We start from the raw sequence: 12,466 nt of genomic DNA, 5'->3' as shown, positions 1-12,466 counted from the left end.
TCGGCGGCGGTCAGCCGCCGACGCGACAGCGTCGCCACTCACTCCGCTGGCTTGCTCGGTCGGTGGTTAGCGGTGGAATCGGTCGTCAGGTGGCCGATTCGCGGGGACGGCCCGACGCACCGCGAGGGCCGTCCACGCAGCTCGTCGAATCATATTGACGAACTCCTTGTACGGCCACCACCAGAGGCGACGCCCGCCTCGGCGGGGCGTCGCCACATACTCGTAGTGAAGGTACCGCCAGACGTTCTGTAAGAGGAGACTCACCACCACGTACAGCAGCCGTACCGTTGGATCTCGTGTTGTCGTTGTCGCTATCGCTTGCTCAAACAAGCGATAGCTTGACTCGATACCGAAGCGTTTCGAGTAGTGGTATCGAGCGTCCCGTGGTGAGTCGATGAACGGCGCGTCAGCGGCGTAGCCGTGACGCGCCACACCGTTCTCGTCATACTTCCCATTTAGGTACGTACAGTCGATGTAGACGGGAAAATCGACGGTCCAGCTGTGACCGTCGAGTTTCCCCGTCAGATCATGCTGAATGACGCGACTCCATCCTTCCGAGAGCTCTTGCTGAATCGCCTCACCCCACCGGATGATCGGGATCACGTACGCGTAATTGTGCGCCTGAAGCAGCGTGAGACACTTACTGTCGTAGAATCCGCGATCAAGGTAGACGGCCTTGACCCCGGCGTCAAGGCCGTCGAGGACACCGAAGAACTCAGCGAGGACACTACTTGCGGTATCGCCGTCTTTGAGACGGCGTACCGCCAGCGTGTAGCGTTTGTTCTTCACACGCGCGTAGAGTGTGGCATAGGCGTGGAACGCAGTGGTTCCACGCTTCGCTACCGAGTGATAGAGGCCGTCTGTGTCGTCTTCGTCACCGTAGTAGGGCCGCAGGTGGAGGTCTGCGCAGACCTCCACCTGTTCGGGGAGCAATTCATCGAGATCCTTTCGCAGGAGCGTGTTAGCGACTCGTTCGAGCCGTTCCGGCTCGAACTTCGTCCGAAGATGGTAGAGGACCGTGTTCCCAGCGGGTGAGTTCTGGCTCGACGCACAGAGCGTAGAGACAGAGGTCCCGTCGGCGCAAGCGCCGACGAGGACCTCATAGATGTCTTCAGCAGTGATTTCAGCGTTATTGGCTAACGAGAGCGAAACTTCCTCGTCAAGGCGGTTGACGAGAAAGTTAAGAAGCTGGTCCTCGTGGATCTCACCGTCTGCTTGTTTGGTTTTAGACACACCTTCAGCAAGCAGACGTTCTTACTAAGCGGCTTTGTGAAGTACTGATTACTTGATCTGCACTTCATTCTGAAGAATGACGTCGTCAATTTCGTTAGAGAGCTCCCGAAACGTCTGAGAAGCATAAGTACTGAAACGAAAACGGTCTCCCGCACACGGAGAGGAACCGTCGATGGCCACATCAACTGGGGTGCAACGATGAAGAAGCGGTACTCTCAGAACCCAGCAGACACATCACTATTCGTCTGCGATAACCGATCTGAGGACTACGATACCCCGGAAAACCTGGTTTTGAAGCGGTTGATCTCGATTATCTACGAAACAATAGACCAGGCAGAGGAGTACATTAAGCAGGAGTATGGCTGGGCGCAGGATACGTGGCGGGGAGAAGAGGAGTTGATTGATGAGTTAAAGCAGATCGTCGAACGGAACGTCCACGTCCGCAGGATTCGCTCTCCGGAGACATACGAACCAACAGAGAGAATGATGATTGCTGCAGAAAGCTCTCGGCAACCTATCTATCAGGAAGCCGCATCTCTACTTCGTACCCGGGCAAAGCTGTTCGATGGGGATCACGGAGAGATCAAAGATCTGCTGAACAATACGGCGATCACACCCGATGATGACGAAACCCTGTTCGAACTGTACGTACTCTTCCGTTTCGTCTCTGTCTTAGAATCTGTCCGTGATCAGCAGGCACAGTTCAAGCCGATACAGGCAGGAAGAAATGAGATAGCAAAATTCGCTGGCGAACCGGAACTGGTGCTTTACTACGATCAAGCAGCTACGGACCGTGATCTCTCATTTGTCACAGAGGAGAAAATCACCGAACGGTCTCTGTCCCGGAGTGAGAAGGTGCAGGAGGTTGCCCACGATATTTCGAACCAGTACTTCGATAAGGAGTTTCAGAACTACACTAATCGGCCTGACGTCATAGTCCTCGAAATCCGTGACCCAGATACCCAGACCTACGAATACCTCATCACGGAGGTCAAAAACAGCACGAACACCGGGACTATCAGAACCGGGATCAAGGAAGCTCTCGAGTATCTAGCCTTCCTCAGAGTCGATGAAGAGTTTGTCTTCGGTGGTGAGGACACCGAAGAGGACTATTTCGGGAGCGGGTGGAACGGGCTTCTCGTCGTCCAAGATCTGGACAGGCAAACTACTTCGCTCGAAGAGCAGTCAGAATCTGAAATCAAGATCTTGCAGGCTTCGGAGCTGGAGGATGGACTTGAAAAAATGCTTGATAGAGCCGATTTGAACGTGGAATAAGAATCTGGGTTTTCACTTATCGTCATTGAGGCCTTCCAGCGTAGTCTGCTGGGTGTCATCGATTTCGAATTTTCCGGCTTCATCGAGATCGTAGTTGAGGATGAGTCGCTCCGTAACCTCGGTTGAACGGGTCTCGTCGTCGTGCTGTTTGTTCATAAACTGTGAACGGCCTTTCTCCACGATGATGTAGTCTTGCAGGCCTTCCGGGACTCGCTGGTAGGAGACAGCCCACTTGCCTTCGGTTTCGGTCAAGGTGTCGACAAACCGTTCGTGGTCAAAGTCTCCCTCGTGCCGGTACAGAGCGTCCCCCTCATCCAGGTAGGGAGGATCGCAGTAGAAGAACGTATCCTCGCTGTCGTACCGGTCGATCACCTCGGCGTAATCAAGATTCTCGATCTGAACGTTCTTGAATCGGTCTGCAAATTCGTGGAGTTTCTCTGTGGCGTTTCTCAGTTTCCGGGCCTTGTTTCTCTGATGAGCACCCGCGAATCCGGAAGCTGTCCGGTATTTTGAAGCGTACTGAGAGTACCGAAGGTAGAAGAATCGACCTGCACGTTCTATCGGGTCGTCAGGCCTTTCGCCGGAGTAGAAGTCTTCTTTCCATTCCTGATGCTGTTCCCTTGCGTACGGCGTCAGGTTCAGCCACTCGACGAGCTCCTCTTCTCTCTCCCGTAGTACCTCGAAGAACTGAACCAGATCCCCGTCTAGGTCGTTGTAGACTTCGGTATGGCTCTCAGGTTTGTTCACTAGGACAGCACCGCTACCGCCAAAGACCTCCACGTAGCATTTGTGCTCCGGGAAGTGCTCGATGATCCAGGGAGCTAGATAGGATTTGCCTCCCGGGAACGGAAACACAGACTCTGTCACGACCAGAGCGTAGACGATGATTCACCATAATACTTCCTTCATAGCCGTTTCCCCCGACGATAGCCTGAAAATTGAGGCGCGAACAGCAGCAAAAACCGCTGTAAATGGGTAAGGTCCAGGTTCTACGAGGTCACATTAAGATTGCTGGAGTACCAGCCCGGGCCAACCTGTTCGAGACTGCCACGGAAAATCGTATTCAGCTCTATTCTTTCGTCACCATCAGGTAAAACGGGCTCATCCCAGTACTCCACGTTGTCGACAACGAACTGCACCCGAGGATTATTCGCCAGCAGAAAGTTCACGCGCTCGGATAGGATATCGTGGATGAACTCGCTGATCTCTTCGGGATCTTCGGCACCTCGAAGATAGCTGTCAAGACCGACGACCGAGATATCGTAAGGCAGATCGTCCATATCGTCGACACAGCGAAGAAACTCGACTACACTCATACGCTCATCAAATTCATCACCGTCTTCTAAGGCCTCTTCACTGACGACGTGATAGCCGATATCGAAGTTCATCAGATTCTAGCAGCCCGTAATCTGGCAAATGGTATAAAAGTAATCGGAAATCCAGGCCTTTGCCTAGCCAATGATCACTCAGCTGAAGTCCTCGATCTCCAGCTGGGTGTCCGATTGCTCCTTCACGTACTTCGCGATATCATCATAGTCATCGTCTCCCTCTATTTCCGAGAGCCTGCGGAGGGCGTTAATCGCTCCTTCATCCGTCCATTTCCCGAACTTCTTCGCTAACTGGTCGGTCTCAAAGAGGTAGTACAGGTAGTGAGCCTTGTCAATCGACAGTGGCTTGTTTTTGTTCTCCAAGCGGTCAGCCCGTTCAAGAGGATCTAGGATGACCAGGTCGTCTCCTTCCTGCTCTAACAGATCTTCGTGGACCAGTTCGGCTACGTCGACCCCTCTCTGCCGGAGATCCTTGTTCAAAGCGTTGAACGATAACTCCTCACCCCGGCCTAAGATATGGGTCAGGTAGACTGCGCTGAGAGGATCCATCTCCTCGCTCAAGATCTGGAACCGTTCTTCAAGCAGCTGCTCGTCGACAATCTCTTTGATGGCATCAACTGCCTCAACCACGTCCATCTGTTCTCCGTCACGGGTGACATTCGGGTAGTGTTTCGAGAAAATTTCCAGGCATTTCCCCATCGCCACTACGAAGATATCTCCCCCGGTCAGACGGCGACCTGCTTGTTCCAGACGATCGATCTCATCCTCTGCCCGGAAGTAGATATCGTCCTCAAGTGACTTCCAAGAGACCTCTTCTGGGTCTTCTTGGCGTTTCCTGCAGACGATGATAGTATCGTAGTCGACGGTTGCTCTGCCGTGCCTGGTACCTCCTCGAGTCTCGCTATTCACAGGGTAGAGAGCACTGATGTAGAAGTCAGCATCGAGAACGGATTGAAGGGTTGAACCCCAGGCCTCTGTCTCCTTGTGGTGGAATGTGAAGGCCATAATACCGTCGTCCGCCAGTTTCCGACGGGATTCGTTGAAGACGTTGGTCAGTGTCTCAATGTAGTGCTCTTCGGTTCTCTTGTCCTCAACGTCCTTCGCCGGGTCAACAACAGCCTCGCTCTTCTTCGGCGTACGTTCTCCTTGGAAGTGGTCGTAGGTGTCGCTGAGAACCTCGTGAAGCCAGACGTAATAGAAGTCCGAGAGCTCAGCATACATCTCGTTGTCGTAGTACGGAGGATCTGTGATGATCGCATCTACTGATTTGTCTTCGATAGGCAGGTACTCAGAGGTCCCACAGCGTAGGAAGGCATTCCCCTCCTCTCCGAGGGCAGAGGCATCATCCACAAGGACACCATCTACCGGAGTCTGCATCTGCTTATCCTGAGAGTTCCCGTCCTCGTCGATGTATTTCTCGACCGGGCTCTGACACCATTCCTTCGCGGCCTTCGTCTTATCGAACATCCCCTTGAACGTGCCACGACCGTACTCACTGCCCCATATATTACCTTCAACAGGTGTGTGGCGGGCGATAATCGTGTTATAGTTATAAATGGGCTCAAGCTTGTTCGCCACCCGGTTGTACATGCAGAACATGTTGTTCGACTCCAGCATAGCGGAGAACGTGGTGAGCAGGAACTCCTTCACGTTCTGATCCTCGATGTCGTCGATCTCGTTGAGGAGCCGGCCCAGCAGCAACAGTTGCCGGTCGTTGAACATCTCGTGGTACTTGTGGTAGCCGTGGTTCCAGGCTCGGTCACTGCTACCCTGGTACCGGTCCTGCTCTGGGATGGGCAGTTCGTCCCATTCTTCCTCTAATTCCTTGCCAGCGCTCTCGTAGAGCTCTAAATCGTGGTCAGTGGGGTCTTTGTATCCTTTATCGTCACAGGAACTGCAGTAGTACTCGACCGCATACATCTGGGAGTCAGGTTTCCCGAAGCGTTTCGTAGCGTCAATGATTTTGCTCCGGACACCGCAATCAGGACAGGTATAGTTCTGGCCTGAAGCAGTCCCTTCCTTCGGCATGAACTTATTCCCGCAGCTGTCGTCCACGCACGTTGTCTCCGTAGTATGGTCGTCTGTCTGCTGGACAGTCCAGCAGTCCGGGCAGAGAACATTCTTGTAGCTGTCGTTGGAGGAACGGGAGTTAGCGAAGTAATAGCCCTTGAACAGAGGGACATCGTGGCCGCAGTTCAGGCACTCGATCTCCTTAACCCAGAAATAGTACATCGCATCCGCCATGTTATCGCAGTCCGGACACGGAGTCTGGTAGTACTCGAGGATTTCCTCACCTACAGATTCGTAAATTTCGTCGTAGGCCTCCTGCAGATCATCGATATCCACGGATTCGATCTCCTTCTTCACCGTGAACCAGGCGACAGGATTTAGATCGCTGCCGATGACGTTGCAGCCCATCCGTAGGGCCTCAACAATCGTGGTTCCTCCGCCCATGAAGGGGTCGAGAACAGTTTTATCTCCGAAGTCGACGTCTTCCAAGTAGTAGTCCCACAGGGCCTCTGGATTGTCCCAATCGACATCCGGCAGCTCCTCGAAACTCTCCTGACCGTTCTCCTTGATATGGATCTCATCCTCCGCAAGGGAATACAGGAGCATGGTGCGGAAGACCGAGCCCAGACGCCTGGCCCAGTACTTGTGCATCGTGTAGACAGGCCTGTAGTACCGTTTAGCGTGGCCCTCTTTCGACGCAATTTCGTTTACTTCCTCGATCGGGAACGAGATCTCGATAGGTCGACGACTATTATCCTTACTCATGTTTTTTAGAGAGTGACTTTGATTCGGGGAGTAACGCATTCCGATACGCTGAGGCCGCCGTGCTGGAAGTTGGAGTACTTTCCTCCTGCAGGCCAAGTGTAGCGTCCGAGAGGCATGTAGTATCCATCTGCCTCCACAACAAGGCCTTCTTCTACGAGATCGTAGGCATTGACTTCTCCAACACTTTCGAACCGGCCACTGAAGGTTTCCTGTAGCCTGGTCTTCTGCCGATCTGAAATCTGGAAGGTGTGGCCGGAGTCCAAGCGGGCGTACCCGTGGTCCGAGGTAATCACCAAGGAGTCCGTATCCAGCTGGTCGATAATGTTACGGAGTGCTGTCTCTGACTTCTCATACATCTCCTCGATCGAGGACAATTTGGTCCTTCCTTCCTGAATATTCTCAAGGAGTGCGTCAGGGTACCGGCTCCAGATTATCCGCTCGTCACCATCCAGAGATGGCTCTTGACTCTGCACGCGGGCAGTTTTGTACTCTTTCTTCAGATCGGAGTACCCCACTCGGTCCCGGAAAGGCATCGTCTCCGAAGGAACAGTAGAATACGAGTAACCGACTGACAATTCACTCGCCTTGTCCTCCAAGAACTGTACGAAGAGTGAGGCCTCTCGGACACTCATCGAGTCCATCATAATCAGTGCTCCTTCCTCGGGAACGTTCATTGAGGCCTGGTTTACACACCTGTCCGTCAGTGTCTCAGTATAGAACTCACTGTAGACATCGAGAAGCAGGCGTTCATATTCCACCATTTCCGGCTCCCGACTATAGTGCGAGGCGATATCATCTCCTGCCGGAGCCCATATATTCCAGACAGCCTCCCAGACCGGATCAACAGGATCCTCGGCGTCGACCAAGCTGGTGAGGACCTCAGTCTTGAACTTCACTTTCGATCACCACCTGAGCGTCGATATGATTTGCACTTGGTAGTTCTTCCAGGAACTCGATCAGCTCATCCTTCGACAGATCGTCCAAATCGTAGGAGAGATCGATATGTGTTGCAGTGTCCGCGTCTCCGTTAACCCGTGACTCCGCTACACTTCGCAGAACACGGGCGCTGTTGCCCTCTAACTGAACCGTCTTGGTCTCGGTCTGTTTGCTAACTGTTTCTCCTTCCTCTCCAGTCCCTGACCCTGTATGACCGACAGTCGTCGTGGTTCCCTCGCCTGTACCGATACTGCTTCCAGTCGTACCTCCTCCCGAACCAGTAGTGCCCGCTTCGGGCTCGGGTTCTGGCTCCGTCTCAGTGTAAACCGACTCATCAAGATTTTCTGGGTGATGGATGGTCAGTTCATCGTTTAGATCCGGCAATGGATCGCCCTTCTGAGTCGCATAGAACTTCGCACGGTCACTTTCCAAGATAATCTTCCCATCTCGGTAGAGCTGGCCGAGAGCAGAGTAAAACGCACTATCCTCAAGGACCACCGGCATCCTGCGGAACTGGCGGAAATCATTGAGCATCGAACCTACGTTAACCCCGTTCTCTGCATCCTGGACCTCTTCGACGATCTTCTCTCCAATATAGGTCTTATCACGGCCGACCTTGCTCTTCACATCCTCAATGTCAGGACTGACCGACTTCTTTCTCATCCGAAGGCCTCCACCGGAATCAGTCCATTTGACCCAGCTACCGTAGTTGTCCTCAAGCTCGTTTCTGAGCTCACGGCGTTCGTCTCGGATTATCTTCTCCAGTTCACCTTGCTCGTCGTCAACCTTGCCCCTCAGGTTCTCCGCTCCCAGTACGCGGGCCGCCTTGCTGATCAAGTCATCATCTTGGCGGATCTTCTGGTTGGGCGTGACGAAGAGAACCGTGTTCTGGTAGGTCCGGCCCTCAAAGAAACTGTCCAACTTCTTCTCCAAAGCACCGTTTGACAGGTAATCCAGCATCACAACAACCGAGATATCCCGTGAGTCAGAGACATCGTCTTCTGGATAGACTACTACGTCTCCTTTCCAAACATCGTCGCGGACGACCTCAGCCAGTTTCTCTTCGATCGCATCTCTTTCTCCCTCTAACACTCGTTCCTGTTCACGGGTTACGAGTGCGGTGAGCTTGGGGTCCTCGGTGATGTAGTAATTGTCTTTCTGGCCGTCCCGATCCAGGTAGTGAGCCGTGCCATACAGGTTCTGCAGGGACATATCCAGCTTCGACACCGAGTTTTTCTCCGGCTTGTACGTCCCCACTAAGCACTCAGTGACAGAGGCCATCTGTGACCGCTCGTCCAGAGTGTATAGAAGAATCGTTTTCAGCAACTCCTGACCATAATCGATATCCTCCACAGAATCTAGGTCAGAAACGTACCGGTTGAACAGGGTCTGATTGATTCCTCGGAACGCAGCTACTTCGATATCACTAGTAATGATGAGATCCGTTTCCTCGTAGAGCCTGCGCACAGTATCAGCAAGAACGTTCATCGCCCCCCGGACGTTCTGACGTTCCTTCCCGCCCTCATACAAGTTGTCGAGCAGATCTAGGAGCTCAGGATGGAACGGGTAGGTCTCCACCATCCGGTTCTCGTAGCGCTTCTCCTCCTCGATCTCGATAGGGTAGTTGTAATTCTCGACGTAGTTCTGGACGATATCCCTGACCTTGTTTTCGTTCAGTTCCTTGCGGCGGGTCTCGAAAAGGCGGTGGAGTATAATCCGTTCCCGGTCACCTGTAGCATTCAGGTCAACGGCGTAGGGGTTAGTCCTGTTGAGGATTCGTTTGAAGTCGTCGCTCTTGTCCAAGAGGGTGATGAAGACGAACAAGTCCTCACTGGGGTCGTTCGCTACTTCCAGCAGGTTTTGGATGAAGAACTCGTTACGTTCCACCAGTTCCTCATCTTCCGAGTCGCTGAATGACTCCCACCACGTTTCGATCTCATCGAAGAAGATGGCGACGGGCTTGTCAGCGCAGAGATCCTCGATGTGGTCAGTCGTGACGTAGCGCTTGACGTCTTCAGAGATGTCTTCTCTACCTAGGTCTTCGAAGACTGGCTCCCAGATGTGGTCTGCGTCTGTCTCACTGGTAGAGAGTATTGTCGCATCTGCAGAGTCAGGGAGATCTAAACCGAGCTCCCAATCATCGAGCCATTCCTGGCCCATCTCTGGACTGTTGAAGAGGTGGTACAGAGTCAGCAGGCCGTGCGATTTACCGGCCCCGTATGGCCCTGTAAGCGTAATCCCTCCTTGACTATCTCTGCCCCTTAGTTTGTTGTCGACGTGGTCGAACGCGGTTTCCAGAGCGTTCGACGGATACGTCATGGAGAGAAGACGAGAAGGATCATTTTCAAGCCGGTCTTCAGACCCACCTACCTTGTGTGCTTGGAGAACTCCCTGAAATCTCCCCTTTCGGACTTCCTCGCGGGGAGTCAGAAGCTCGGAAATTGTCATGCTCTTATGTTCTAACCGTGGCCTACTTGATGGTTTTCCAAAAAACGGAGATGGACGTTGGCCTGAATGTTTCGTAGACTCCTGATCTTCAACACCTGTTACATATAGTAGTAGTACTGAGGCTTGACCTTGATATTCCGTTTCTCTGCCTCCGCTAAGATCGCACCAACAGCTCTGGCGACCTTGATTGTAACCGGCTTCTTTTTCGCAAAGTCAGAGGTATTCCAGTCCAATTTCGTGAATGAGAGAATCTCCTTGCAAATTTCCTCATATGAGCTATGACACTCCTCTGGGTCAGGCTCAACGGTTATCGGAGTCGGAATCCGAGGACCAGGATACGTCTGGACTGCTGGCGTATACCCCTGTGTGTACAGGAAGTGCTTGTCTTCTCCTCGGGGAGTCATCACTGTCCCTCGAAGCGGAGGATAATTTCCAGAAGCATACAACCGGATTGGATCGCCCTCCCGAATCGTTACGAAGTCCAGTTTGTCGATATCTCCAGCACCCTCTTTGAAACCCTCTCGCTCCTCAGGATCGAAACGAGACGTCTTATGCAGAACAAACCGGCTTGGCTCAGCACCACGTCGTTTGAACCTGTACTGCTCAAGAATTTGCTCCACAATATCTTTTGCACTGTCTCGGGTGAGATGGTTATTACCAGATCCATCATCTTTGACCGCAGGATCTCCTCTGAGGACAAAACTCTCCCCAGTACCGAGAAACACTTGGGCTAACGAGGCATGGGTCCGGCTTCGATCACCGTGACGCTCCTTGTAAAATGAGATCCCAGCGTAACAGGTATCATTCTCTAAGTGGCCGAGTTTCCAGGGATGCCCCTCTTTCGACTTGTAAAGCATTGCTACGGCTAAATTCCAGGCTACCTCTGCCTTCTCCTGACCATCATCGTTCTTCCCGAAACGAAGAGAGCTGGGCCGGATCAACTGCGTGGGAACATCATACTCCAATCCGAACGTTTTGATCCGGTCATGGAAATCCGTATTTCCTGCCTTCATTTTCGGACGGCTCTTATCCGGATGAGTACAGGCATCCACGATTTCCGGTGGTAGAGAAATGACAATCACATTCGGCGGAGGATCATCCTCTGCCAGATTCTTGATATACTTCTCCATCAAATCCAGCAGCATCTGTACACTTCCATCAGTAGTCGGTTCATCCACAATCAGATCGACATCCGTCTGCGGAATCTCCCACTTCCACCGATCCAACATTACAAAGCTGGCCTCGAACGGAGAGTTTGCACCGAGGCCTGGGAACGGAGGTTTGTTCCTTTCAGGCTCCTCAGCTTCTCGGGGAATAGATGTCTCCATTTGCTTGAACAGGCTCTTGACGGCGCTGATAGACTGGCTGGTACCGAGGAAACCAACGTAGATATCCGTGCTACTGTTTCCATCACCTGGACTCCAAGGCCCGTACTGCAGCAGGCCTGCACGAGGATCCTTTGCCTCCCCATCTCCAAATTTCAGTGATGGCTCACCCAGCCACTTTGCATCAAAATCAGTCATAGCTCTCTCCGAGTTTACGCTGCTTCGTATCGGTATCCCGTGTCTCGATCTTTTCTTTAGTTTCTGCAGGCCGCTTTCCTATTGAGATGTCTGTCAATTGCTGGAACCCGATTTTCTGTCCTGGATTATCTACCGCCCTATTATCAGTACTTCACAAAGCCGCTTAGTTAGAACGTCTGCTTGCTGAAGGTGTGTCTAAAACCAAACAAGCAGACGGTGAGATCCGCGAGGACCAGCTTCTTAACTTTCTCGTCAACCGCCTTGACGAGGAAGTTTCGCTCTCGTTAGCCAATAACGCTGAAATCACTGCTGAAGACATCTATGAGGTCCTCGTCGGCGCTTGCGCCGACGGGACCTCTGTCGCGTCGGCGGCTGACCGCCGCCGACAGCGACAGCTCTCCGTCGATCCGTCCGTAATTCTCTCGTCGAGACCGTCAGTACAACCGCTTCGACACAGAACTCAGGCCGCAGAAACAGCTAGCCGAGGATGCTTTGTGAGGTACTGAGACTAGACTATTTTGTGTCTGACCTAATCCCCGTGTTCGTCAACAAGTGCAGTGTGAACAACACGAAGATGATTATTTCGCCGCTGATTAACCTAGTGTTGGATAGTATGCCGAGTGTGACGAGGATGCAAAAACCAATTCCATCGGCATCTTCAGAAGCTTCCGGGAAATATCTCTCGGCAAAGCGAAACGGTGTGAAGCAACAAATATAACTAGTTCACTTTTTAATCGCCTTCTCTCGTCTATCTGGAAGACCTCGCATCCAGAGTCGACGAAGAGTTCGCATCTCACAGGCAGTCTGACGAGTTCAAAACGATCTCACTCGTGATTGATTCTAGTAGTTCTGAGCGTCCCACGTTGATCGTCCATGTCGACGGGGAGCAAGCCAGCTCGTTAGCTGACCGTGTCGAAGAATTTCTTAGTGAACACGGTGCACATGTTC

At 52.5% G+C, this 12,466-nt stretch carries 7 protein-coding genes and 2 pseudogenes; 2 read left to right on the top strand and 7 right to left on the bottom strand.

The genetic code is table 11. The annotated features are described in order from the left end of the window. Positions 1-66: 66 nt before the first annotated feature. Complete coding sequence (locus HLAC_RS16300) at positions 67-1,233, bottom strand: ISH3-like element ISHla1 family transposase (RefSeq protein ID WP_009486633.1); 1,167 nt, start codon at positions 1,231-1,233, stop codon at positions 67-69. Positions 1,234-1,281: 48 nt separating this feature from the next. Here HLAC_RS16300 and HLAC_RS16295 point away from each other — a divergent pair. Next, positions 1,282-2,508: pseudogene (locus HLAC_RS16295) on the top strand (hypothetical protein); the annotation flags it as partial. A gap of 12 nt (positions 2,509-2,520) precedes the next feature. Here HLAC_RS16295 and HLAC_RS16290 read toward each other — a convergent pair. From HLAC_RS16290 to HLAC_RS16265, 6 genes are all read right to left on the bottom strand, one after another. Beyond that, positions 2,521-3,375 carry a DNA adenine methylase gene (locus HLAC_RS16290; RefSeq protein ID WP_012660082.1) on the bottom strand — a complete coding sequence of 285 codons (855 nt, stop codon included), beginning with the start codon at positions 3,373-3,375 and terminating at the stop codon, positions 2,521-2,523. A gap of 122 nt (positions 3,376-3,497) precedes the next feature. Continuing rightward, positions 3,498-3,896, bottom strand: a complete 399-nt coding sequence (locus HLAC_RS16285) for a DUF8076 family protein (RefSeq protein WP_012660081.1) — start codon at positions 3,894-3,896, stop codon at positions 3,498-3,500. 78 nt (positions 3,897-3,974) lie between these two features. Beyond that, positions 3,975-6,611: a DUF1156 domain-containing protein gene (locus HLAC_RS16280; RefSeq protein ID WP_012660080.1), complete on the bottom strand. Its 2,637-nt coding sequence runs from the start codon at positions 6,609-6,611 to the stop codon at positions 3,975-3,977. A gap of 5 nt (positions 6,612-6,616) precedes the next feature. After that, positions 6,617-7,507, bottom strand: coding sequence for a hypothetical protein (locus HLAC_RS16275; protein WP_012660079.1), 891 nt, complete (start codon positions 7,505-7,507; stop codon positions 6,617-6,619). Further along, the gene (locus tag HLAC_RS16270) at positions 7,491-9,995 is read right to left on the bottom strand and encodes a DUF499 domain-containing protein (protein WP_012660078.1); all 2,505 of its coding nucleotides are present in this window, start codon (positions 9,993-9,995) and stop codon (positions 7,491-7,493) included. The genes HLAC_RS16275 and HLAC_RS16270 overlap by 17 nt, the downstream gene beginning before the upstream one ends. A gap of 98 nt (positions 9,996-10,093) precedes the next feature. Beyond that, complete coding sequence (locus HLAC_RS16265; protein WP_012660077.1) at positions 10,094-11,518, bottom strand: argonaute/piwi family protein; 1,425 nt, start codon at positions 11,516-11,518, stop codon at positions 10,094-10,096. Between the two features lie 191 nt (positions 11,519-11,709). On the opposite strand from HLAC_RS16265, the pseudogene HLAC_RS19005 reads away from it, so the two are divergent. After that, positions 11,710-11,898 (top strand): annotated as a pseudogene (locus tag HLAC_RS19005) (ISH3 family transposase); the annotation flags it as partial. Between the last annotated feature and the right edge of the window lie 568 nt (positions 11,899-12,466).

The sequence above is a fragment of the Halorubrum lacusprofundi ATCC 49239 genome (assembly GCF_000022205.1).
Lineage (GTDB): Archaea > Halobacteriota > Halobacteria > Halobacteriales > Haloferacaceae > Halorubrum > Halorubrum lacusprofundi.
This window is presented reverse-complemented; position numbering and strand designations above follow the sequence as displayed.

What these genes read in the sequence shown, in the direction of transcription:
- HLAC_RS16270 (WP_012660078.1), bottom strand. Translation starts at nt 9,995, where the DNA reads ATGACAATTTCCGAGCTTCTGACTCCCCGCGAGGAAGTCCGAAAGGGG.
- HLAC_RS16280 (WP_012660080.1), bottom strand. Translation starts at nt 6,611, where the DNA reads ATGAGTAAGGATAATAGTCGTCGACCTATCGAGATCTCGTTCCCGATC.
- HLAC_RS16285 (WP_012660081.1), bottom strand. Translation starts at nt 3,896, where the DNA reads ATGAACTTCGATATCGGCTATCACGTCGTCAGTGAAGAGGCCTTAGAA.
- HLAC_RS16265 (WP_012660077.1), bottom strand. Translation starts at nt 11,518, where the DNA reads ATGACTGATTTTGATGCAAAGTGGCTGGGTGAGCCATCACTGAAATTT.